Here is a 22,190-nt window from a genome sequence, read left to right on the forward strand (position 1 = left end):
AGCAGGGGCACGTGGGTCCCGGATCGTCGGCCAGACGCACGATCGCGGTCGGTCTGGCAATCGCCGTGTCGGCAGCAGCCCTGGTCGGCATCCGTGCAACGGCAGGATCAGCGGACACCGCAGCCTCGGCGGTGACGGTCACGAAGGTCACCGCGTCCACCACCGGCACCGCCGTGCGCACCACGCTCAAGGTCAAGAACACCGCCTCGGTGCGGAAGCCGGCTTCCTCCGCGTGGCTGTACCTGTCCGCCGGCACGAAGAAGTACACTCTCGGCCGGGTCGCGGTGAAGGCACTCGCCGCTGGTTCGAGCACCTCGGTCACCGCAGTCCGCGGGACACCTTCCCGTGCCGCGGCCGGCAAGTACTCCGTCCTCGCCTGCGCCGGTGCGTACTCGGCGAAGCAGTGCCGCACGTCGACCGCGACCGTCACCACCAAGCCGACGAAGCGCGCGCGTCCGGAGACGGGCGTGATGCTCGACGTCGCTCGCGCCTACTACCCCGTAGCGTTGCTCAAGCGGTACATCGACCTCCTCGCCGACGACGGCGGCCGCTTCCTGCACCTGCACCTCACCGATGACCAGAACGTCGGGATCGAGAGCACGGTCCTCGGCCAGACCCTCGCCAACGCTGATCTCGACGACGGCGTGTACACGAGCCGCGTGACCCATCGCCCGTTCCTGAGCGCCGCGCAGGCACGCTCGATCGCCGCCTACGGGGCGAAGCGAGGCGTCGCGATCGTGCCGGAGATCGACACTCCCGGACACATGGCCGCCGCCTTCGCCCTGCTCGAGGCGGAACACGGCACGAAGTGGGTCGACCGCATCCGTTCGGGCGAGAACGAACTCGACACGTCGGCGCCGGAGAGTCTCGCCCTGGCGAAGAAGCTGTACGCAGAGGTGCAGCGGACCTTCCCCTCCAGCCGCACCGTGCACATCGGCGGGGATGAATGGGGCGACGACGTCACCGCCGGCCAGCGCGTCGCCTGGATGAACGCGATGGCGGCCACGGTCGGCAACCGCGAGGTCTGGGCCTGGAACGACGGGATCGATCGGGTCGCGATCGGGCGACTCGATCCGCGCATCCACGTCACGTACTGGAGCTTCGACGGCGACACCGAGGACGCAGCCGAGCGGCGCGAACGGCGAGCACGACGGGCGAGTGCGGTCGACCTGCAGCAGGCTGGGATCGACCTGCTCAACTACAACTCGTACTACCTCTACGAGGTGCCGACGGACCTCGACCCGGCCGACAGCGAGTACACGGTCGCCGACCTCCGCGAGAACTGGTCACTCCGGGCGTGGGACGGCGACTCCGGTTCGCTGCTCGCGGCTCCGATGTCGGGCGCCGCCGTCGCGATCTGGGGTGAGGACCTGGAGGATCCACCTGCTGACGCGCTCCTGGGGTGGAGCGCACCGCACGTGAGGGCGATGATCGAAACCGCAGCCTCCTGACGGACGCGTGTCGTGCCTCCAGGCCGATCGCTGGAACCGCCGGACCCGCCGCCTGCCTATCCGAGCGGCTCCACGCCGTAGCTGGTGACCACCGCGCGCAACTCGTCCAGGTACGCCTGCGCCTGCACGGTGAGGGGAACCGAAGCGTGCGCGATCCAGCCGATCTCGATGCGCTCGTCGACGTCGAGGGGGATGGCGACGATCTCGGGATCGAGGTCGTCGCTGATGAGCCCGGTCGAGATCGTGTACCCGCCGAGGCCGATCATGAGGTTGAAGATCGTCGCCCGGTCCGAGACACGGATCTCCCGCTTGCTCGACATCGTCGACAGGATCTCCTCGGCCAGGTAGAAGGAGTTGTTCGCGCCCTGGTCGAACGTGAGCCGCGGCAGGTCCGCGAGGTCCTCGAGGGTCGCACGCTCCCGAGACGCGAGCGGGTTCCGCTTCGCCACGAAGATGTGCGGCTGCGCGACGAACAGCGGTGTGAACACGACGCCGGCGTCCCGCAGCAGCTTGCCGAGCACCTGCTTGTTGAAGTCGTTGCGGTAGAGGATGCCCACCTCGCTGCGCAGCGTGCGGACGTCCTCGATGATGTCCCAGGTGCGCGTCTCGCGCAGCGAGAACTCGTACTCGTCCGCAGCTGCCGCTTCGACCATGCGGACGAAAGCCTCCACCGCGAACGAGTAGTGCTGGGCGGACACCCCGAGCAGCCGACGCGACCGCTGTCCGCCGACGTAGCGCTGCTCGAGCAGGGAGACCTGCTCGACGACCTGCCGGGCGTACCCGAGGAACTCGACGCCGTCGACGGTGAGCACGACCCCTCGGGCCGATCGGGTGAACAGCGGGCGTCCGATCCGCGTCTCCAGGTCCTTCATCGCCGCGGACATCGTCGGCTGCGACACGTAGAGCAGGTCGGCCGCTGCGCTGATCGAGCCCTCCGTCGCGACCTCGATGAAGTACCGGAGCTGCTGCAGGGTGATGTCGTTCGAGACACGGGCCATAGGCCGAGGCTATACCGGTGCATAGCGTCTCGGTATTACCTGATGGCCCATGAATCCCGCGATGATCGAGGCACCCCTTCCCCAGCGCCCGCGGGCGCTCGACGAACAGATTGCCGACCATGGCGAACGACCTCACCTTCAGCATCACCCGGACCCGGTTCGACGAGGACTACTCCCCCGCCGACAGCTCCCGGCTGACCACGAACTTCGCCAACCTGGCGCGCGGCGAGCACCGTCAGCAGAACCTCCGCGCTGCGCTGGCGATGATCGACGGACGAGCGAACGAGCTGGCCGCGGCACACGACCGCTACCGTCTGCAGCTCGACATCGTCTCGGTGGCGCTGGAGTTCTCAGACAGCGGGTCGGACGCGGAGTTCCCGCTGCTCGAGATGCTCGACGTCACGATCGTCGACGAGCACACCGGCGAGCGCCACCAGGGGATCCTCGGCAACAACTTCTCGTCGTACCTGCGCGACTACGACTTCTCGGTGCTGCTGCCGTCGTCGCCGTCGCTGCCGTCCGACTTCGGACAGCTGCACGGGGCGCTCTTCCAGCGTTTCCTGGAGTCCTCCGCGTTCCACTCGAACTTCAGTGCCGAGCCCGTCGTCTGCATCAGCGTCTCGACGAGCCAGACCTACCGCCGGACCGGGTACGTCCACCCGATCCTGGGCGCCGAGTACGAGCACGAGCACTCCTCGCTCACCGACGACTACTTCGGCCGGATGGGCATGCGGGTCCGGTACTTCCAGCCCGTCGGGGCGGCTGCCCCGCTCGCGTTCTACACGCGCGGCGACCTGACCGGCGACTACACGGACCTCCAGCTCATCGGCACGATCGCCACCATGGAGACGTTCCAGAAGATCTACCGCCCGGAGGTCTACGCCGCGAACACCCCGTCCGGCAGCACCTACCGCCCCACCCTCGACCACACCGACTTCACACCCACCCCGGTGACGTACGACCGCGAGGAGCGCAGCCGCCTCGGGATCACGCAGGGCCGGTGGACCGAGGAGCACCTGGTGCGGCCGCACCACGCACTCCTCGCCCGGTGGGCTGACCCCGCCCTCGCGCGCTGACTTCCTCTGCCCTTCGACTGACTGGACCGTCACCCCCATGCGTTCTCTCCTCCCCACCTCGATCGTCGGCAGCCTGCCGAAACCGTCCTGGCTCGCCGAGCCCGAACGGCTCTGGTCCCCCTGGGAGCTGCAAGGAGCAGCACTGACCGAGGGCAAGCAGGACGCCCTCCGATCCGCCGTGCACGAGCAGGAGCGCCGTGGCATCGACATCGTCAGCGACGGCGAGCAGACCCGCCAGCACTTCGTCACGACGTTCATCGAGCACCTGGACGGCGTCGACCTGGAGCGCAAGGAGACCGTCCGCATCCGCGACCGCTACGACGCGGCCGTCCCGACCGTCGTCGGTGCCGTGAGCCGTCGGGCGCCGGTCTTCGTTGAGGACGCGAAGTTCCTGCGGGCTCAGACCGATCGCCCCATCAAGTGGGCGCTCCCCGGCCCGATGACGATGATCGACACGCTCTCCGACCAGCACTACAAGAGCCGCGAGAAGCTGGCGTGGGAGTTCGCCACGATCCTCAACCAAGAGGCCCGGGAACTGCAGGACGCCGGCGTTGACATCATCCAGTTCGACGAGCCCGCCTTCACCGTCTTCCACGACGAGGTGCAGGACTGGGGCGTGGCCGCACTCGAACGCGCAGCCGAGGGCCTGCGCGCTGAGACCGCCGTGCACATCTGTTACGGCTACGGCATCGAAGCGAACAACAAGTGGAAGGAGACGCTCGGGGCGGAGTGGCGGCAGTACGAGCAGTCGTTCCCGCTGCTGCAGCAGTCGTCGATCGACATCGTCTCGCTCGAGTGCATCCACTCCCACGTTCCCCTCGAGCTCGTCGAGCTGATCCGCGGCAAGAAGGTCATGCTCGGGGCGATCGACGTCGCGACCGAGACCGTGGAGACCCCGGAAGAGGTGGCGGGGGTGCTGCGTCGGGCGCTCGAGTTCGTCGATGCCGACAAGCTCATCCCCAGCTCCAACTGCGGGATGGCGCCCCTGGCGCGGGGTGCGGCGCTGGACAAGCTCGGCGCGCTGTCCGCAGGGGCGGACATCGTGCGGGCCGAGCTCGCTAGCGTCGCCGAGCCGGTATCGCGCTAGCGACTCGGCTGCACAGGAGGGCTCGCCTCGACAACGGGGCGGGCCGTCCTTCGTGTCGCGTCCGGCAGGCGCCCTGGTCCCGGGCCGGACTGGAGGCGCGGCTCGGTTCCGGTGGTCAGGTCGCGGTCGTCACTCCTGACTGTCGAGGCTCATCTTCTCGAAGTCCCCCGCAACGCACTGCGAGCTGCCGTCGATCGTGTACCCGCGGGGATCCGCGCGGAAGTCGGAGGAGCTCACCGGACCGCCCCTGCCCCGGACGCCGAGGATCGGGTCCTCGCCGCCGGTCTGGTACCGCTCGGTCGTGACGCCGAGCTCCTTCCAGTGCTGTTCCACCGCCTTGACGTCGGCCTTCGGGTCAGCGCTCGCGGAGCGGACCATGGCGTAGACGTACTGGACGTCCCCTTGCCCCAGTCCCCGGCCGCACTTCCCGAGCCCCGGACCGTCGCTGACTTCCCAGCCGTCACCGACCACGTCGGTCGAACCCTCGACGAACGTGACGATCGACTGCTTCGCCCGCTCCGGGGTCTTCCCGAGCCCGGAGCTGCAGCCGGCGAGGACGGCGACCGCGAGCAGTGCCGCTCCTACAGACGGGAGGACGATGACGGCTTTCCGTCGAGGTACTTTCATCTGGGAACTCCACTCAGATCGCGCTGTGTCTGCGACGTTCGCACAATCATCTCGTGAGCCGTTCGAGCTGGCCGGTCGTGGCAGAGCCCACGTTCTGGAGCGACTTCGTGTCCTCGTCGAGGTAACCGCCGCCCTACCAGGTATGGACTCCATGGTCGCGTACGGGGTTGAGACCCGGCGCTCCGTCGGCGTCGAACGACGGCGTCTGCGAAGCGTCAGACTCGAGGGCGTTGACTACGGTCATGATCACCAAGGGCGTCATCCACCAGGTCGAGACTGCGACTGTCCGGGATCGCAACGGCGTGTCAGTCGGCAAGGTCGTGCAGGTGTTCCCCTCCGACGAGGACGGCAGTGCGGCCTACGTCTGTGTCGCAACCGGACTGCTCGGGCGTCACCAGGCGCTCGTCCCCGCCGACGACGCCACGTTCGACGGCACGGACGTGCACGTCGGGTACACGAAGGACGCGATCAAGGACGCGCCGTCCCTCGGAGCCGGACGCACCTTGTCCCCCGCCGAGGCGAACGCCGTCCGCGGACACTTCGGGCTGTCCCACACCGGCGCTGCAACCGGGGACATGGGTGATCCCCACGAGAACCTCGATCAGGCCGGGACCGGTCTCGGGGGTGCCGACGACACCGAGGGCGCAGGGACGACACCGCCGGCCTGAACCTCACCGGAGTGAACGGCGCCGAGACCACGGCTATCGCCCACACCAAGCCAGGCAGTGGCCAGTCCTCTGGCGGGTGCGCGCTCGCTCGATGATGCGCGCTCCTGTGAGCGTGGCCGACGCGGGTTTCTCGGTGGAGCGTGCCCGTCTCCGTCCGACGGGCTCCGCGGCCATCGCACACGCGCAGCACCGCGAAGGCGCTGCTGCGAACCCCCACCTCGTCGCTGCGTGGTCACGTGTCATGGGAAGTCACCCTCCGACACACATCGACACAACCCTTCTCGCAGGCGTTCGGCGATGCCACAGTCTCGCGATGGCGCACATCTGGTCGGGCTGTCCGCCCACACCGGACGAATCGACACCACACGGCGCCACACCACGCGACAGGTAGCAACCCAGAGAACGAAGGAGTCCTCGTGACCATCAGCAACCAGACCGCCGACCGCACGATCGACGAGGGCGCCGACGACGAGCTCCTCGCCCGCTTCCGTCCGATCTTCGACCGCATCGCTGCCGGCGCCTCTGCGCGCGAACGCGACCACCGCCTCCCGTTCGAGGAGATCCGCGAACTCGCCGCCGCAGGATTCGGCGCCGTCCGCGTCCCCGTCGCCCACGGCGGAGCCGGGGCGACCCTGCCCCAGCTGTTCCGCCTGCTGACCGAACTCGCCGCCGCTGACAGCAACATCCCCCAGGCGCTCCGCGGCCACTTCGCACTGGTGGAGGACCGGCTGGTCGCCCGGTCCGGGAAACGCGAGGGGTGGCTTGACCGCTTCGGCCGCGGTGAGATCGCCGGCAACTCGTGGACTGAAGTCGGGTCGGTGCAGGTCGGCGACGTGATCACGAAGGTGACCCCGCAGCCGGACGGGACGTTCCGGATCACCGGGCAGAAGTACTACTCGACCGGCAGCATCTTCGCCGACTGGATCGACACCTACGCCGAGCGCACGGACACCGGCGAGCGGGTCATCGCGATCGTCGACGCGCACCAGCCCGGGGTCACGCACACCGACGACTGGGACGGGTTCGGGCAGCGCACCACCGGCTCCGGTACCAGCACCTTCGACGACGCCGTCGTGCAGGCCGATGCGGTGATCCCCTTCGACGAGCGGTTCAAGTACCAGACGGCGTTCTACCAGGGCGTGCTGTTGAGCGTCCTCGCCGGGTCCGTCCTCGCAGCCGAACGAGAGATCGCGCGCGAGGTCCGCAACCGCACCCGCGTCTTCTCCCACGGCAACGCCGACACGTTCGCGGCAGACCCGCAGATCCTGCAGGTCGTCGGCGAGGTGTCGGCGGCCGGGTTCGCCGCCACGGCGATCGTCGACCGGGCCGCCGCGGCCCTGCAGGGCGCGTACGAGGGAGCCGGGCTCGACACAGCCGAAGACGAGCGCCGCAACGACCGCGCCGAACTCGCGACCGCGCAGGCGCAGGTGGCGCTGACCACGCTGGCGACGACGGCGACCTCGCACCTGTTCGACGCGCTCGCGGCGTCCGGGGTGAGCACGACGAAGAACCTCGACCGGCACTGGCGGAACGCTCGCACCGCCGGCAGCCACAACCCGTGGGTGTTCAAGGCACGGATCATCGGTGACCACGCGGTCAACGGTGCCGAACCGCCCCGCGTCTGGGCGATCGGTGCGACCCGGACCTCGTGACGCCTGTCGAAGCCGGGACGGCTTCCGCGTAACCGCTGCTGCGATGTGCCTGCCCCACCGCCCGCCCGCCGTGCGCGTACAGTCCCTGGCAACGCACGGCTGGCCAACGACCGGGGAACGCGATGCGACTGATCACTGGGATGACGCTGGCCGTTGCGCTGGCAGCAGGCGCGCTGATCGGCCTCGCGCCACCAGCGACTGCGGCCGGATCCGGAACGATCACCGTGCAGCTCACAACACCCGACGGCACCGCGATCCGGCTGGCGGACGTCGAACTCGCAGCGATCGGCACCGATGTCGTCGTCGGGAACGCCACCACCGACGATGACGGCACCGCGACGTTCACCGGCATCCCCGCACCGGACACCGTCACGGTGACGACGCGGCAGCTCCCGCCGCACGGAACGGAGACCTACGCCCCCGGACTCCGCTCGGGCATCACCGTCCGTGGCGGTTCCACAGTCGCGGTCACCGTGCCGCTCGTGATCGGCGCCACCGTGCAGGGCGGCGTGGTCGGCCCCACGGGACCCGCCACCGGTCGCCTGATGTACGCCTGGAACGAGGACACCTCGCAGGTGTTCCGGACGACCTCGGACAGCGCAGGCCAGTACCGATTCGTCGGGTTGAGCACCGGGAAGTACCGCATCGAGGCCTACGCCAGTGGAACGGCGTCGCCCGCCGTCTGGAAGACCCGGGTGTACCAGCAGCGAGGAACGCTCCCGGCTTCCCGGGTCACCTTGTCACGGCACTACGCACACAGCGACTACGACCTGATCGTCTACGCGGCCTCGGCGTCCCGCAGCCCGTCGGAGCAACTGAGCGGCGCGACCGTCACGGTGACGAACGCGACGACCGGTGCGTCGTTCTCGACCCGGTTCTCGACGCTGCTCGACAGCGAGCAGACGGCGCAGTTCCAGATCCCCTCCGGGCAGTACGTGGTGGAGCTCCGGACCGTCGCGACGACCACAACGACCGCGCAGGTGCTGTGGCTCGGACGTCCGGGCGGCGTGTACCGGTACGTGGCCGACCGGGCGCAGGCCGTCCCGGTGACGGTCGTGTTCGGCGGTCACGACTTCTGGGGCGGCGCCCTCGGGTGATTCGGCCCCAGCACATGGCTGGCCGGACGCGGTTGGCTGCGTGACTGCACGCGGTCGCGTGAGCAGCAACGGACAGGAGGCGCGGTGCCAGCTGGCACCGCGCCTCCTGTCCGGCACACGGTCGCGGACACGCGACGGTGGCGTCGCCACCTTCTACATGTCGGCGATGAGACGGAGCGTGTAGCCGTCGGGCACCGTCTGGTGTTCGACGTAGTGCATGAACACCGGCGCAGCCTGGTCAGCCGTGAACAGCTCGGCAGGATGCCGGGGCTCGTGCGCCGCCTGAACGTCGATGGTCCCCGTGAGCGCTTCGGTGAGATCGTGGTCGCGGCCGACGATGTAGAAGCGGTACTCCCCGTCGTCCTCGCGACGGCGCAGCTCCACGCTCATCTTCTTCGCGGTGCCACCGGCCTGCAGGTAGGAGTTGCCGTACTCGTCGATGACGGGCTGCGGGCCGGCGCGCCACGTCTGGTCGTCGATCGGCGCGGAGAAGACGAGCCACGCGAAGTGGTCGTCGTTGTCGAGGAGGCCGAGGCTGCGTCGCACCTGGTCCGGGAGCGGGCGGAACGTGTCGTTCAGCACACTGCTGACTGACCCGTTGGACTTCATGATGATCAAGGCGGGCTACTCCACGTGCTCGTAGGCGACAGAGGTGATCTTGATGCGCACCCCATGGAGCGTGGCATACGCGGGCTTGTCGTAGGAAACACCGTTGTCGACATATCCAACGTCAAGGTGCGGCCTCCCAGACCTTGCTTCGCTCTGAATCGCACAGTAGCGTTGCCAGCAGACCTCATCAACCCAAACCCATTTAGGGAACCAATTGAAGAAGCCTCCGGGTCCGAGCAAGTTCTCTCCAGCAGATTTGCGTAATTCCCTTCGTGGAAATATCAGGCCCGACCGGGAGCAATCGGCGCAGCTTTCCTCTTTTTGGCGCCAGTTGGGGATGCGCCCTACCGCCGTCGCAGCCGGATCGGACCCGAAGCCAGCCGACGTGACAGCACCTTTCTTACTAAGGTCTGAGGTGAAGGCCGCGGAAGTGGCAGAACTCTGGGTAGACGTCCTTTCGGAGCGGCATGAGCCCACTCTTGCAGATCTGGTGCTTATCGAGTACTGGTTTTCGGTAGGAGCAGCACATCTTTCGCGTCACATGCCGGCGAAGATGTCATACACGAAGACTCTCCTGACCGTCAGGCAGCGAGTCGCGATAGCCGTGCATGATTACGCCAGAGAAATCAATTGGCGGCGCCCAGTGCTCTTTGTAACAGCGCTCAAAATCGCTCGCGCCTACCTACGTGACGCAGTCGGACACGAAGAGGCTCTTCGCCCGGAACTGCGAAAAAATTTCACAGGCCGCCTAGGCGTAGCCTCCGTACTCATTTCTCGATTCGAGAGCATCGACCAAGAGGACGCCAGAGAAGCCATCACCGCGCTCGAACGCTCGATCTCGCAGGGAAACACGGACAGCTCCGCATTCGCGTACCTACTGGAGGCGCATGCAGTCTATTTCGATCTACAACCCGATATAACTCTCCTCGAGCGGGCATTGAGCGGAGCCAGAGAGCGATGCTCACAGGATCCCTCGTTCATCCTTGCTCAAATAGACCTTCTGCTACGCAAGGCAACGCAACCTGGATTTGTGACCCCAGACACCGACGTTCTTTCTGAGGCACGTAACCTCGCGAGCGCCTGCAAGCCGTTCCTCGGGGAGGAGAAAGTTCGAAGGGTCATGGCGACCGCGATCATCGAATATCTCCAGTCCGGTTTAGTCGAGCAAGAAGATCTAATGCATGCGCGACTTCCATTCGGTCTAAGGGTCGAGGGTGAGTCAAATCAGCTCTTGGTGCAATCAGCCAGATATCTTATTGGCCCGCTACGTCAGCTGGCAAGCTCAGGTGAACCCACCGCGCGAGGACTCTTGGCAGACTATCTCCTTCAGGCCGCCGGCCCACTTGGCATTACTGAGGCGAACGCGCTGGAGGAAAGCATATCGCTGAGGGGCGGGCAACGAACGCTGGAAGACGAGCGAAGTCAGCTACTGAGGCGGCGAGACCAATTACGGCTTGCAGCCCTGACGGATGATAGATTCCTGCGGATAAACACGTTGACTGAACTCGCTGCCATGGTCGACGCGGATCACACACTGCCGGCACCCCTCGTACTCCTGGCCCGGGACGTGCAAGAGCACGGGGCACAACCCGTCCCCATGGAGATAGGAACGGGCCAGTCCGCCCGCGCCGTTCTCAACAATATCTCGAAGGGCGACAGCAATTCCTTGTACGAGAAGGCTGGCGAGGCGGCGCTGCACAGCCCAGATCTATCTGTTCTCGGCTTAGGGGGCCGGAGCGGAGTGACCTCTGTGGCCGACTACTACGGACTGAGTAGCGAGACCTTCATCTTCAAGAACATGGCGAGGGTCGCGGTCGAGCTAGAGAAAGAGCGCTCAGACGCCATCGCTCACCATCTTCGGAGTGAGGGCTGGGAGAATCGGTACAAAGTATCTCGCCTCTTGGCCACATACGACCGCGAAGAAGAGGACGGAACAGACGTGACAGCCGCAAGGCACTATGTCCGCGGACGTTCACTCTTTGACGCGGTAGACACCGCGGACGCCGCGGAGCGCCGCGACCTACTGCGTGATGCAGCGAAGTTCCTCGGCATCATTAATGAATGCGAGCGCGGCGAGCCTTCAAACAGGGGCCGTCGTGAAGTGAAAATGAAGGAGTTTGGCCGTTGGCTGAAAGCTTGCGGCCTGCAGGATGCGGGCGCTACTTTCCACCGCTGGTGGGAACTCGTAAAAGACGTGGACCTCGTACGCCGGCGCGACGCGCACCTCCATAATTGACTGATTACGGACGCTCGAACTCTTTATGCAATCGATCTCGAGGCACAGGGCTGGAGGCCTGCGGGGTACGAGTTAGCTCAACTCACTGACGACCATTCCTTCCTGCCCATGGGGGACTGGGAGAGTCGCAGAACAGTATTCACGGATTGGCGAAGTGCCCGGAATGCTAACCCTGAAGGAGAGGGCGCAGAGTGGCTGTCCTACCAAGCATCAGTCCTGTCGCGGATCATCTGGGGCTTAACCGGGTCCGCCAAAAGCCCTTTTCCCTCCGGCATGGCTGAGGCGCGTCTTTCAACCTTCATCGACACCGTGGCGGACGCGCGCTTGCGCGATCTGGGGAACGAAATACTTCAGAGCTGGCTGTCATCACGTGGGCTTTCGCGACTTCCGCTTTCCGATCCCGCCGCGACTGGCGCGGGTCGCATCCGGACAAGCAAGGGCATGGCCTTCCACCTTCGCCATGACGCACTTTTGGAGCGAGACGCTGGCGGTTGGGCCCTCCTCGAAGATCTTCAGCAACGACTATTACCCGCGCATCCTGTCGAAGTCCTCGCAGCCGTAGCAACCGATAGAGAAGAGCGTCGATTTGAGATCAAAGCAGGAAGGATCCGGGCCAAGTACGGTCATAGCATTCCTGCTGAACTCGATTATGATCCGCCGAAGGTCACCACTCGCTTGTACCACGCTTCTCCTTGGGCATCGGCGAACCATATTATCGACAGTAGGGCTGGCGTGCTGCCTATGAGTAGACAGTTCGTTCATTTGAGCGACGACATCGAAGAAGCGGTGGCGAACGGAATTCGTACCGGCCAGCCTCTCGTTTACAGCGTATCCTCCGGTGCCGACGCGGGCATTCTCCAAGCTCACGGCAGCACGTTTCTCTCACGGGGAATTCCGATGCGAGAGCTAAGCGTCGTACCCGTGTCGTGCTTCTGGGTTCAGATTCCACCTAGCACGCATCTGCTCAGGGCGGAGCTGCCACCGACAGTTTGAGGGCCTAATCTCTCATCAGAAGTCGTGATTGATGGAATCAAGCTTCCTCGGTATTGATTTCAGCACCACGGTGCCTAGTGGAGCTTGTTTTACGGCGTCCAGAGACCAGCTGCAGAGGTCATCCATCGCGCCGCTGACGCCGCAGACACAGAACGCCCCGCCGGCCGAAGCCAGCGGGGCGTCCCCATGAGTCAGACCAGGATCAGAAGTCCCAGTCCTCATCCTCAGTGTTCACGGCCTTGCCGATGACGTACGACGAGCCCGACCCCGAGAAGAAGTCGTGGTTCTCGTCCGCGTTCGGCGACAGGGCGGAGAGGATGGCCGGGTTCACGTCCGTGATGTTCTTCGGGAACATCGGCTCGTAGCCCAGGTTCATCAGCGCCTTGTTGGCGTTGTAGTGCAGGAACTTCTTGACGTCCTCGGTCAGACCGACCTCGTCGTAGAGGTCCTGCGTGTACTGCACCTCGTTCTCGTACATCTCGAACAGCAGCGAGAACGTGTAGTCCTTGAGCTCGTCGCGCTCGGCCTGCGTGAGGGTCTCGAGGCCCTTCTGGTACTTGTACCCGATGTAGTACCCGTGGACGGCTTCGTCACGGATGATCAGGCGGATCAGGTCGGCGGTGTTCGTGAGCTTGGCGCGCGACGACCAGTGCATCGGCAGGTAGAAGCCCGAGTAGAACAGGAACGACTCGAGCAGCGTCGAGGCGACCTTGCGCTTCAGCGGGTTGTCGCCCTGGTAGTAGTCCATCACGATGGACGCCTTCTTCTGCAGGTTCGGGTTCTCCTCGGACCAGCGGAAGGCCTCGTCGATCTCACGCGTCGACGCGAGGGTCGAGAAGATCGACGAGTAGGACTTGGCGTGCACCGACTCCATGAACGCGATGTTCGTGTAGACGGCTTCCTCGTGCGGGGTGATCGCGTCGGGGATGAGCGACACGGCGCCGACGGTGCCCTGGATGGTGTCGAGCAGGGTCAGACCGGTGAACACACGCATGGTCAGGGTCTGCTCGGCCGGCGTCAGCGTGTTCCACGACTGCACGTCGTTCGACAGCGGCACCTTCTCGGGCAGCCAGAAGTTGTTGACGAGACGGTTCCAGACCTCGACGTCCTTGTCGTCCTGGATGCGGTTCCAGTTGATGGCCTGGACCCGATCAATGAGCTTCAGCTTCTCGACCAACGTGTGTTCCTTACAGAGATGGTGACTAAGTGACGGACTGGAGGCGCGGTGCGGGTTGGCACCGCGCCTCCAGGGAGCAGAGCGGCAGCTCTACAGCATGCAGCTGACGCAGCCCTCGACCTCCGTGCCCTCCAGCGCGAGCTGGCGGAGACGGATGTAGTAGATCGTCTTGATGCCCTTGCGCCATGCGTAGATCTGCGCCTTGTTGATGTCACGCGTGGTGGCGGTGTCCTTGAAGAACAGCGTCAGGGACAGGCCCTGGTCCACGTGCTGCGTCGCCGCGGCGTACGTGTCGATGATCTTCTCGGCACCGATCTCGTACGCGTCCTGGTAGTAGTCCAGGTTGTCGTTCGTCATGAACGGCGCCGGGTAGTAGACGCGGCCGAGCTTGCCTTCCTTGCGGATCTCGATCTTCGACGCGATCGGGTGGATCGACGACGTCGAGTGGTTGATGTACGAGATCGAACCGGTCGGCGGGACGGCCTGCAGGTTCTGGTTGTAGATGCCGTGCTCCTGGACGGAAGCCTTCAGCGCCTTCCAGTCGTCCTGCGTCGGGATCGTGATGTTCGCGTTGTCGAACAGCGACGCAACACGAGCAGTCGCGGGCGTCCACGTCTGGTCGGTGTACTTGTCGAAGAACTCACCCGACGCGTACTTCGAGTCGCGGAAGCCGTCGAAGGTCTCGCCGGTCTCGATCGCGATCTTGTTCGACGCACGCAGGGCGTGGAACAGCACCGTGTAGAAGTAGATGTTCGTGAAGTCGATGCCCTCTTCGGAGCCGTAGTAGACGCGCTCACGAGCGAGGTAGCCGTGCAGGTTCATCTGGCCGAGGCCGATGGCGTGCGACTTGTCGTTGCCGTCCTCGACGGAACGCACCGAGGTGATGTGCGACATCTGCGAGACCGAGGTCAGGCCGCGGATGGCGGTCTCGATGGTCTTGCCGAAGTCGGGCGAGTCCATCGTCAGCGCGATGTTCAGCGAGCCGAGATTGCAGGAGATGTCCTTGCCGATCTCCTTGTAGGACAGGTCCTCGTTGAAGGTCGTCGGGGTGTTGACCTGCAGGATCTCCGAGCACAGGTTGGACATGTTGATCCGACCCTTGATCGGGTTGGCCTTGTTCACCGTGTCCTCGAACACGATGTACGGGTAGCCCGACTCGAACTGGATCTCGGCGATGGTCGTGAAGAAGTCACGCGCCTTGATCTTCGTCTTCTTGATGCGCGAGTCGTCGACCATTGCGCGGTAGTTCTCGGAGATCGGGACGTCGCCGAAGGGGACGCCGTAGACCTTCTCGACGTCGTACGGCGAGAACAGGTACATGTCCTCGTTGTTCTTCGCGAGCTCGAACGTGATGTCCGGCACGACGACGCCGAGCGACAGCGTCTTGATGCGGATCTTCTCGTCGGCGTTCTCGCGCTTGGTGTCGAGGAACTTCATGATGTCCGGGTGGTGGGCGCTGAGGTATACCGCTCCGGCACCCTGACGCGCACCGAGCTGGTTCGCGTAGGAAAAGGAGTCTTCCAGCAGCTTCATCACGGGGATGATGCCCGAGGACTGGTTCTCGATCTGCTTGATCGGGGCGCCGGCCTCGCGGATGTTGGAGAGGAGCAGGGCCACGCCGCCGCCGCGCTTCGAGAGCTGCAGCGAGGAGTTGATGCCGCGCGAGATCGACTCCATGTTGTCCTCGATGCGGAGCAGGAAGCAGGAGACGAGCTCGCCGCGCTGTGCCTTCGCCGTGTTGAGGAACGTGGGGGTCGCGGGCTGGAAGCGGCCGGCGACGATCTCTTCGACCAGGTCGATGGCGAGCTGCTCGTTGCCCTGGGCCAGGCCGAGGGCGGTCATGACGACGCGGTCCTCGAAGCGCTCCAGGTACCGCTTGCCGTCGAACGTCTTGAGCGTGTAGCTCGTGTAGTACTTGAACGCGCCGAGGAACGTCTGGAACCGGAACTTCTTCGAGTACGCCAGGTCGTTGAGTCGCTGGATGAAGTCCAGCGAGTACATGTCGATCGTGGCTTTTTCGTAGTACTCGTTCTCGACCAGGTAGTCGAGCCGCTCCTTCAGGTTGTGGAAGAAGACGGTGTTCTGGTTGACGTGCTGCAGGAAGAACTGCTTGGCGGCCTCACGATCCTTGTCGAACTGGATGTTCCCGTCCGCGTCGTAGAGGTTGAGCATCGCGTTGAGGGAGTGGTAGTCCATCCCCGTCTGCGGCGACGTCAGATCGACGTCTGCAACTGCTGCGTCCAAAATGCATCCAATCCTGAGTTGACCGCCGACACGTCGTCAGGGGTCCCGAAGAGTTCGAATCTGTAGAGAAGGGGGACGTTGCACTTCTGCGCGATGACGTCCCCTGCGAGGCCGTACGCCTCGCCGAAGTTCGTGTTGCCGCCCACCACCACGCCGCGGATCAGCGAGCGGTTGTGGGCGTCGTTGAGGAACTTGATGACCTGCTTGGGGACTGCACCCTCGCCGTTGCCGCCACCGTAGGTGGGCAGGACCAGGACGTAGGGCTCGTCGACGTGCAGGAACGGTTCGCTCGGGTAGAGCGGGATCCGGTCCGCGTCGCGGCCGAGCTTCTCGACGAAGCGCGCGGTGTACCCGGACACGCTCGAGAAGTAGACCAATCGGCTCATGGTGCGCTCCTCTGGAGAAGGTGCGGAACAGGCGGACCGGAGGGTGTCCTGCGGGCGATCGCCGGGCCTCCTGAACGGGACCGGGGTGACCGTCCGCAGGACGGGAGACGACTACGCCAGTTCGGCGCTGAGGGTTGCGATCTTGTCGGGGCGGAAACCCGACCAGTGGTCGTCGTCCGTGACGACGACGGGGGCCTGCATGTAGCCCAGGCTCTTGACGTGCTCGAGCGCTGCTTCGTCCGTGGAGACGTCGTGCACTTCGTACTCGATGCCCTTGTTGTCGAGGGCCCGGTACGTCGCGGTGCACTGGACGCAGGACGGCTTGGTGTAGACGGTGACGGCCATGTTCTCCCCTGGTTCCTACTGGTTTCTGCTGTGCTGTGGAGGTGGTGCTGATGTCTGTCCGCAGTCGTGTCCGGGAGGGGCCGCTGCGATGCCTCCACACTACATCTAGTGGCTAGCCGCAGCACCGACCACTAGAGGAAGTGTTACAGCCATGTAGTTCTCCACAACGTCCTCCACAGTCTGTGGATTCCCGGGAGGCCCGAGTTTCCGCCAGTCTGCGCCCGACCACCGACACTTCCCCACACCGGTGGACAGTCCCGATCCACAGATGTGGAATCAACGCATCGGCGTGTCGCGAACCGCCCCTCCCCAGGACGGGGGACACCCCCGTCCGGCCGGTCCGTACACTCGTCTCGTGAGTACGTACGGGCCCCTCCTGAAGACCCCTGGCGTGGGTCGTGTCATCGCCGCACAGCTCACCGCGCGGTTCCCGTTCGGCATGCTGTCGCTGGCCTACCTGCTGCACGTCGAGCACGTGTTCGACTCCTACGGCGCGGCCGGCCTGGTGCTCGCGACGACGAGCATCGGGCAGGCGCTGGCCGGCCCCCTGACGAGCCGGTGGATGGGCAGCTGGGGCATGCGCCCCGTTCTCATCCTGACGAGCATCGTCGCGCTGATCAGCATGGTGGTCATCGCGTTCGTGGTCATGCCGCTCTGGGGCTACGTGGTGGTCGGGTTCCTCGGCGGCCTGGCGGTCCCGCCCGTGCAGCCGGCGGTGCGCAGGAGCTCATCTGGGTCGCCGGCCCGGTCATCACCACCTTCGTCGCCACCCAGGTCGGCACGGTCGAAGCGATCGTCGTCGCGATGGTCTTCCTGGTCGTCGGCGGCGCGTGGTTCATCGCCTCCCCTGAGCTCGGCCGCGTCCGCATCCCCCGTTCGAAGCGCGCCTTCGGTGTCGTGCTGAAGCGCCCCGCCGTCGTCGTCGCCACCCTGACCGGCCTGCTCCTGATCGGGGCGTGCGCCGCGGTCGAGGCCAGCGTCACCAGCGTCTTCGGCGAGGGCAGCCCCAACGCCGGCATCGTCCTCGCGGTGTTCGCGGTCGGTTCGCTCGTCGGCGGTCTGGCGTTCGGCCACCGCCCGATCTCCCGCAACACCCTGTGGACGCGCATGGCCGTCGTGTTCGTCGGCCTCACCCTGGCCCTCGGCGGCACGGGCTTCTGGTGGCTCTGCCTGGCCCTGGTCATCGCGGGTGTGGGCATCGCGCCGGCCCTCGCGGTGATGTTCGGTTCGGTCTCCGCCACCGTCAAGTTCTCCGACACGGCCGAGGCCTACGGCTGGATGGGCACCGGCCAGCTGATCGGTGCCGCCGGCGGTTCGGCGATCGCCGGCTTCCTGATCGACGGCAGCGGCCCCGTCGGCGGCTTCACCGTCGGCGCCGTGATGGCCGGCCTGGGCGTGCTGCTCCCCCTGGCGATGCGGAGCTGGCTGCCCGACCTGCGCGGCCGTGACGCCAGCCCCCTCCCCGACACCGAGCCCGTGCACCTGCCGACGTGAGCGGCGGGCGGGCGGCGGGCGGCGGTGGTCGCGCGGCGGCGGGCGGTTTCGGGCGTACCTGGTCGAAACGGGCGTACCTGGTCGGAAGTTCTGACCAGGTACGCCCGATTCCACTCGCCATCGCGGCCGGTGTGGGAAGGAACGTGCGCCCGGCGTACGGGTCGCGTTCTCCACAGATGGCCTGGAGGCCCGGCGCGCGCCCGCCAGGCACCGGCAGGATGGGTGCATGGTCACCTCAGTTCCCCTGCGCGACGGCCGCTCGATCCCCGCGATCGGCTTCGGCGTCTACAAGGTCGACGATGCCGAAGCGGAGACGGCGGTCGGCCTCGCGCTGGACGCCGGCTACCGGCACGTCGACACCGCCGAGATGTACGGCAACGAGACCGGCGTCGGCAAGGCGATCCGGGCCTCCGGGCTGGACCGTGACGACGTCTTCGTGACGACCAAGGTGTGGAACGACCACCAGGGGCGCGACGCGACCCTGCGGGCATTCGACCGCAGCCTCGAGCGGCTGGGGCTCGACGCCGTCGACCTCTACCTGATCCACTGGCCGGCCGCCGCCAACGATCGCTACGTCGAGACCTGGCGCGCTCTGGTGGAACTGCGTGAGTCAGGGCGGGCGCGGAGCATCGGTGTCTCGAACTTCCAGGTGCCGCACCTACAGCGGCTCATCGACGAGACCGGCGAGGCACCGGCGCTGAACCAGGTCGAACGGCACCCGTGGCTGCCGCAGCGCGAACTCATCGCGTTCCACGAGCAGCACGACATCGTGACCGGGGCGTGGTCGCCGCTCGGTCGTGGGCGCCTGATCGACGAACCGGTGCTGACCGGCATCGCGGACGCGCACGGTGTGAGCGTGGCGCAGGTGCTCGTGCGGTGGAACGTGCAGCAGGGCGTGGTCGTGCTGCCGAAGTCGGTCACGCCGTCCCGAATCCGCTCGAACCTCGACGTCGACGGCTTCGTGCTGACCGACGACGAGCTCGCAGCGATCGCGACGCTCGAGTCCGGGCAGCGGACGGGCTCCCACCCGGACTCGGTGTCGTAGCCGGGCGGGGTACGCACTGTTCAGCCACAGCGACTGACGGGCCGTACTGTCGAGGGGTGATCGATCCTCAACAGACCGCCCGTGAACACCTGCGCCCCGATGAGCACCTGTACTGGGCCGGCACGAGCGATCCGGCCAGGCTCCTCTCGGGCCGCGACGGCTTCCTCATCCCGTTCTCGCTGCTCTGGTGCGGATTCGTGGCGTTCTGGACCGTCTCGGCCGTGACCAGCGGAGCGCCGCCCTTCTTCTTGGTCGTCGGGTCGCTGCTCACACTGATGGGCCTGCACCTGCTCGTCGGACGCTTCCTCGTGAAGCGGTACCGCAAGCGGACGACCGTCTACGCCGTGACCGATCGCCGGGCCCTCGTGATCACCCCTCGCGGCACGCGGGAGGTCCCGATCGGCCGCACCGACCGCACCGTGAGCTGGACCGGCGACCGACGGCACTGCAACGTCGAGTGGGACGCGACGGGAGGCGGACCGGGATCGATGCTCTTCGGCTGGGGAACGAACGCGAAGGTCTACGCGAACACCGGTCTCGACGGCTTCTTCGGGCCACAGCCGATGGCGTTCTGGGACGTCACCGATGGCGAGGCTCTCGTGCGCGAACTCGACCGGGCGTCGAGCTAGCCCCGGCGGTCCTCCTCGGACTGCCACGGCAGGTGCAGGTCACCCGGTTCGGGCTCGACGTCGCCGGCGTCGTCCGCGCCGCCCGTCCCGGGGGCCGCGATGACCTTGGACGGGTCGATGCCGTCCGCTCGCAGGTCGGCGTCGTCGCGCTGCTTCGTCTGGGACGCGTCCATCTCGCGCTCGCTCGACGGGCTGTACGACGTGTCCGCTGCTCGCTGCTCGCGTCCGCTGACCCCGTCGACGTCGTCGCTGTGCGCGGCGTCGCGGAGCGCGTCGTTGCGTGCGCGGTCGTCCGACGGCTCGGGGCCGGGGGCGTTCGGGATGCTGTCGCTCATGGTGTTTCCTCCTGCAGCGGACGCTAGTCCTCGGCCCCGTGTAACGAGTCTGGCTCGGTCCGCTCCCCGCACTCGATGACGCGCCTGGCCCCCGCTACGCTGCCGACGAGGGGGAACGATGCGACGAACACGGACCGCGACGACCGCGGTGATCGGCTCGCTACTGGTGGGGCTGCTGCTCGCCGGGTGCACGGCGTTCGGCGGCGACGACGCGATCCCGACGCCGACGCGACAGGCGGGCGAGCGCACCGCGGAGCCCGCGCCGGGTCCGACGCGCGACACCGATCCGGTCGAGCCCGAGCCCGAGCAGGCGCTGCCCACCGGCACCGTGGCGGCCGAGACCGACGTCGTCTCGCCGAGCGGTGACACGAGCATCCACGTCCGCGTCGTCGCGAACGACCGCGGCACCTTCGACGCCCAGCTCTCCGGGTACCGCACGACCAATCCGCAGCCCATGCGCCTGGAGTTCCGACACCGGCCCGCGAAGCCGCTCGACGGCGCGGACGGCTCGGTGCGCGAAACGGTCGAGTGGGACGCCGAGGTTGCTCCCCCGACCTCGTTCACGATGGGTCAGGCGGGTCCTCGCCCTGACTACCTGCGCAGTGTCGTCCTCGTCCCGGCGACGGTGGCCGACGAGGACTCGTCCGAGCGCCCGTGGGCAGGGTCGGTGCTCGCCGCCGCTGACCTCGCGTGGAAGATCCCGACCCCCTACCCCGACCTCCGGGTCACCGTCGGCGAGGACCGACCGGGCGCCTACGGCATCGTCACCGACGTCGACGGCCGACCGGCGAACTACCTGGTTGCCCACGGTGACGAGCTCTCGACGGTCGCGGAGCGGTTCGGCATCACGCCGGCGCAGGTGCAGTGGATGAACCCCTTCATGGAGCAACGCGACGACGACTGGCTGCTCGAGGGCAGCACGCTCAACATCGACCCCGCTCGGCGTTGAGACGAGGGGCCGGGTCGGTCCGTTACGGTTGACCAGCACTCGGCACCACCAGGAGGTCCCATCGTGACGATCGTCGCCGCCGCAGACGGCTCAGCCCTCGGCAACCCCGGCCCCGCCGGCTGGGCCTGGTACGTCGACGACGACCGGTGGGCGGCCGGCGGCTGGCCCCGTGCGACGAACAACATCGGCGAGCTCACCGCCGTCCTGCAGCTGCTCCGCGCCACGAAGGACACCGGCGAGCCGCTGCACATCCTGTGCGACAGCCAGTACGCCATCAAGGCCTGCACCGAGTGGCTCGCCGGCTGGAAGCGCAAGGGCTGGCGGAAGGCCGACGGCAAGCCGGTCCTCAACGTCGAGATCATCAAGGAACTCGACGCCGAACTGCAGGGCCGCAAGGTCACGTTCGAGTGGGTCCGCGGTCACGTCGGTCACGAGATGAACGAGGCCGCCGATGTGCGAGCCCGCGGTGCTGCCACCGCGTTCCAGAACGGCACCGACGTGCCGCACGGTCCCGGCTGGCCCGGCGCCGAGGTCCCCGAGCCGTCCGCGCTGCCCGACGCGACCCCGCCCGCGACCCTCTTCTGACGGCGGAGCGGCAAGCAGCGACTTCGGCGGAATCGAAACCGCCAGACGAACCTCCACTCGAATCGGAAGCAGATCTGATGCCCGACAGCACCGCCCCCTTCGACGGAGAGGTGGAACGGGCTCAGTCGCATGCCGTCGAGCGGATCATCGCTCGCGCATCGGCTCTAGGGGCAGACGAATTCCACCCGGCTGACGGGAAGACCGAGCTGGGCGGTCAGTAAGTCCTGTCCCCGCGGGTCAGTAGGTCCCGTCGCGCCGGTCCTGGCGGGTGATCTGCTCCCCGGACGCCGGGTCGACGCCCGAGCGCGTGGTGGTCGTGGTGCGGCGACCGCCGAAGGCCACGGCGAGGCTGATGATGAGCAGCACGACACCGGCTGCCATCAGGATGTAGCCGATCAGGCGGAGGTCGACACCGGCGAGCTGGATGTTCAGCGCGAAGGCGACGATCGCGCCGATGACGATCAGGGCGATGCTGGATCCGATGCGCATGACGCAGTCCTCTCGGGT

The 22,190-nt window shown here is 66.5% G+C and carries 21 protein-coding genes and 1 pseudogene; 13 read left to right on the forward strand and 9 right to left on the reverse strand.

Annotated elements, in window-relative coordinates:
* The first annotated feature begins 11 nt into the window (after positions 1-11).
* Positions 12-1,451: a family 20 glycosylhydrolase gene (locus DEI96_RS14975; protein WP_284183612.1), complete on the forward strand. Its 1,440-nt coding sequence runs from the start codon at positions 12-14 to the stop codon at positions 1,449-1,451.
* A 56-nt stretch (positions 1,452-1,507) separates the two neighbouring features.
* Here DEI96_RS14975 and DEI96_RS14980 read toward each other — a convergent pair whose 3' ends face one another.
* Positions 1,508-2,449 (reverse strand): LysR family transcriptional regulator, encoded by a 942-nt coding sequence (locus DEI96_RS14980; RefSeq protein ID WP_017886883.1) that lies wholly within the window; start codon positions 2,447-2,449, stop codon positions 1,508-1,510.
* Between the two features lie 119 nt (positions 2,450-2,568).
* Here DEI96_RS14980 and DEI96_RS14985 point away from each other — a divergent pair, with 119 nt between their 5' ends.
* The gene (locus DEI96_RS14985; RefSeq protein WP_111024742.1) at positions 2,569-3,525 is read left to right on the forward strand and encodes a putative oxygenase MesX; all 957 of its coding nucleotides are present in this window, start codon (positions 2,569-2,571) and stop codon (positions 3,523-3,525) included.
* Positions 3,526-3,562: 37 nt separating this feature from the next.
* Positions 3,563-4,612 (forward strand): methionine synthase, encoded by a 1,050-nt coding sequence (locus DEI96_RS14990; protein WP_111024743.1) that lies wholly within the window; start codon positions 3,563-3,565, stop codon positions 4,610-4,612.
* Between the two features lie 129 nt (positions 4,613-4,741).
* On the opposite strand, the gene DEI96_RS14995 is transcribed toward DEI96_RS14990, so the two are convergent.
* Complete coding sequence (locus DEI96_RS14995; RefSeq protein ID WP_111024744.1) at positions 4,742-5,239, reverse strand: hypothetical protein; 498 nt, start codon at positions 5,237-5,239, stop codon at positions 4,742-4,744.
* A 242-nt stretch (positions 5,240-5,481) separates the two neighbouring features.
* On the opposite strand from DEI96_RS14995, the gene DEI96_RS15000 reads away from it, so the two are divergent.
* From DEI96_RS15000 to DEI96_RS15010, 3 genes are all read left to right on the forward strand, one after another.
* A complete protein-coding gene (locus DEI96_RS15000; RefSeq protein WP_111024745.1) occupies positions 5,482-5,907 on the forward strand; it encodes a hypothetical protein in 426 nt (141 codons plus the stop codon).
* Between the two features lie 416 nt (positions 5,908-6,323).
* On the forward strand, positions 6,324-7,559 hold the full coding sequence (locus DEI96_RS15005; RefSeq protein WP_111024746.1) for an acyl-CoA dehydrogenase family protein: 1,236 nt from the start codon (positions 6,324-6,326) through the stop codon (positions 7,557-7,559).
* A 224-nt stretch (positions 7,560-7,783) separates the two neighbouring features.
* On the forward strand, positions 7,784-8,656 hold the full coding sequence (locus DEI96_RS15010; protein ID WP_181440591.1) for a carboxypeptidase-like regulatory domain-containing protein: 873 nt from the start codon (positions 7,784-7,786) through the stop codon (positions 8,654-8,656).
* Positions 8,657-8,809: 153 nt separating this feature from the next.
* Here the strand turns inward: DEI96_RS15010 and DEI96_RS15015 are convergent, their stop codons facing one another.
* Positions 8,810-9,274 (reverse strand): hypothetical protein, encoded by a 465-nt coding sequence (locus tag DEI96_RS15015; RefSeq protein WP_111024748.1) that lies wholly within the window; start codon positions 9,272-9,274, stop codon positions 8,810-8,812.
* A gap of 421 nt (positions 9,275-9,695) precedes the next feature.
* Between DEI96_RS15015 and DEI96_RS15020 the strand changes: the two genes are divergently transcribed.
* Together DEI96_RS15020 and DEI96_RS15025 are read left to right on the forward strand one after the other, a co-directional pair.
* Entirely contained in the window at positions 9,696-11,501 is a 1,806-nt protein-coding gene (locus DEI96_RS15020) for a hypothetical protein (protein ID WP_146246962.1), read from the forward strand.
* A gap of 273 nt (positions 11,502-11,774) precedes the next feature.
* Positions 11,775-12,494 carry an RNA 2'-phosphotransferase gene (locus DEI96_RS15025; protein WP_181440592.1) on the forward strand — a complete coding sequence of 240 codons (720 nt, stop codon included), beginning with the start codon at positions 11,775-11,777 and terminating at the stop codon, positions 12,492-12,494.
* A 202-nt stretch (positions 12,495-12,696) separates the two neighbouring features.
* Here DEI96_RS15025 and nrdF read toward each other — a convergent pair whose 3' ends face one another.
* The 4 genes from nrdF to nrdH all read right to left on the reverse strand — a co-directional run bounded on the left by nrdF (position 12,697) and on the right by nrdH (position 16,646).
* The gene (nrdF, locus tag DEI96_RS15030; RefSeq protein ID WP_017886894.1) at positions 12,697-13,671 is read right to left on the reverse strand and encodes a class 1b ribonucleoside-diphosphate reductase subunit beta; all 975 of its coding nucleotides are present in this window, start codon (positions 13,669-13,671) and stop codon (positions 12,697-12,699) included.
* Positions 13,672-13,761: 90 nt separating this feature from the next.
* Positions 13,762-15,867: a class 1b ribonucleoside-diphosphate reductase subunit alpha gene (nrdE, locus tag DEI96_RS15035; RefSeq protein ID WP_110864196.1), complete on the reverse strand. Its 2,106-nt coding sequence runs from the start codon at positions 15,865-15,867 to the stop codon at positions 13,762-13,764.
* 17 nt (positions 15,868-15,884) lie between these two features.
* The gene (nrdI, locus tag DEI96_RS15040; RefSeq protein ID WP_027465945.1) at positions 15,885-16,301 is read right to left on the reverse strand and encodes a class Ib ribonucleoside-diphosphate reductase assembly flavoprotein NrdI; all 417 of its coding nucleotides are present in this window, start codon (positions 16,299-16,301) and stop codon (positions 15,885-15,887) included.
* A 111-nt stretch (positions 16,302-16,412) separates the two neighbouring features.
* Positions 16,413-16,646 (reverse strand): glutaredoxin-like protein NrdH, encoded by a 234-nt coding sequence (gene nrdH, locus DEI96_RS15045; protein WP_017886897.1) that lies wholly within the window; start codon positions 16,644-16,646, stop codon positions 16,413-16,415.
* Between the two features lie 355 nt (positions 16,647-17,001).
* On the opposite strand from nrdH, the pseudogene DEI96_RS15050 reads away from it, so the two are divergent.
* The 3 genes and pseudogenes from DEI96_RS15050 to DEI96_RS15060 all read left to right on the forward strand — a co-directional run bounded on the left by DEI96_RS15050 (position 17,002) and on the right by DEI96_RS15060 (position 19,814).
* A pseudogene (locus DEI96_RS15050) lies at positions 17,002-18,140 on the forward strand (MFS transporter).
* Positions 18,141-18,366: 226 nt separating this feature from the next.
* Entirely contained in the window at positions 18,367-19,185 is an 819-nt protein-coding gene (locus tag DEI96_RS15055; protein ID WP_111024894.1) for an aldo/keto reductase, read from the forward strand.
* A 56-nt stretch (positions 19,186-19,241) separates the two neighbouring features.
* A complete protein-coding gene (locus DEI96_RS15060) occupies positions 19,242-19,814 on the forward strand; it encodes a hypothetical protein (protein ID WP_111024893.1) in 573 nt (190 codons plus the stop codon).
* Here DEI96_RS15060 and DEI96_RS15065 read toward each other — a convergent pair.
* A complete protein-coding gene (locus DEI96_RS15065; RefSeq protein ID WP_071405879.1) occupies positions 19,811-20,149 on the reverse strand; it encodes a hypothetical protein in 339 nt (112 codons plus the stop codon). The genes DEI96_RS15060 and DEI96_RS15065 overlap by 4 nt on opposite strands.
* A 118-nt stretch (positions 20,150-20,267) precedes the next feature.
* On the opposite strand from DEI96_RS15065, the gene DEI96_RS15070 reads away from it, so the two are divergent.
* Together DEI96_RS15070 and DEI96_RS15075 are read left to right on the forward strand one after the other, a co-directional pair.
* The gene (locus DEI96_RS15070; RefSeq protein ID WP_146246976.1) at positions 20,268-21,098 is read left to right on the forward strand and encodes a LysM peptidoglycan-binding domain-containing protein; all 831 of its coding nucleotides are present in this window, start codon (positions 20,268-20,270) and stop codon (positions 21,096-21,098) included.
* A gap of 63 nt (positions 21,099-21,161) precedes the next feature.
* Positions 21,162-21,683: a ribonuclease H family protein gene (locus DEI96_RS15075; protein ID WP_027465941.1), complete on the forward strand. Its 522-nt coding sequence runs from the start codon at positions 21,162-21,164 to the stop codon at positions 21,681-21,683.
* Between the two features lie 237 nt (positions 21,684-21,920).
* Here the strand turns inward: DEI96_RS15075 and DEI96_RS15080 are convergent, their stop codons facing one another.
* On the reverse strand, positions 21,921-22,172 hold the full coding sequence (locus tag DEI96_RS15080; RefSeq protein WP_071291234.1) for a DUF6458 family protein: 252 nt from the start codon (positions 22,170-22,172) through the stop codon (positions 21,921-21,923).
* Between the last annotated feature and the right edge of the window lie 18 nt (positions 22,173-22,190).

Source organism: Curtobacterium sp. MCLR17_031 (assembly GCF_003234775.2).
GTDB lineage: Bacteria > Actinomycetota > Actinomycetes > Actinomycetales > Microbacteriaceae > Curtobacterium > Curtobacterium flaccumfaciens.

Coding starts and splice junctions, on each gene's coding strand:
- nrdI (WP_027465945.1), bottom strand. CDS start 16,301: ATGAGCCGATTGGTCTACTTCTCGAGCGTGTCCGGGTACACCGCGCGC.
- DEI96_RS15070 (WP_146246976.1), top strand. CDS start 20,268: ATGCGACGAACACGGACCGCGACGACCGCGGTGATCGGCTCGCTACTG.
- DEI96_RS15025 (WP_181440592.1), top strand. CDS start 11,775: ATGGCTGAGGCGCGTCTTTCAACCTTCATCGACACCGTGGCGGACGCG.
- DEI96_RS15000 (WP_111024745.1), top strand. CDS start 5,482: ATGATCACCAAGGGCGTCATCCACCAGGTCGAGACTGCGACTGTCCGG.
- DEI96_RS14985 (WP_111024742.1), top strand. CDS start 2,569: ATGGCGAACGACCTCACCTTCAGCATCACCCGGACCCGGTTCGACGAG.
- DEI96_RS14995 (WP_111024744.1), bottom strand. CDS start 5,239: ATGAAAGTACCTCGACGGAAAGCCGTCATCGTCCTCCCGTCTGTAGGA.
- nrdH (WP_017886897.1), bottom strand. CDS start 16,646: ATGGCCGTCACCGTCTACACCAAGCCGTCCTGCGTCCAGTGCACCGCG.
- DEI96_RS15080 (WP_071291234.1), bottom strand. CDS start 22,172: ATGCGCATCGGATCCAGCATCGCCCTGATCGTCATCGGCGCGATCGTC.
- DEI96_RS15065 (WP_071405879.1), bottom strand. CDS start 20,149: ATGAGCGACAGCATCCCGAACGCCCCCGGCCCCGAGCCGTCGGACGAC.
- DEI96_RS15055 (WP_111024894.1), top strand. CDS start 18,367: ATGGTCACCTCAGTTCCCCTGCGCGACGGCCGCTCGATCCCCGCGATC.
- DEI96_RS14980 (WP_017886883.1), bottom strand. CDS start 2,449: ATGGCCCGTGTCTCGAACGACATCACCCTGCAGCAGCTCCGGTACTTC.
- nrdE (WP_110864196.1), bottom strand. CDS start 15,867: ATGGACTACCACTCCCTCAACGCGATGCTCAACCTCTACGACGCGGAC.
- DEI96_RS14990 (WP_111024743.1), top strand. CDS start 3,563: ATGCGTTCTCTCCTCCCCACCTCGATCGTCGGCAGCCTGCCGAAACCG.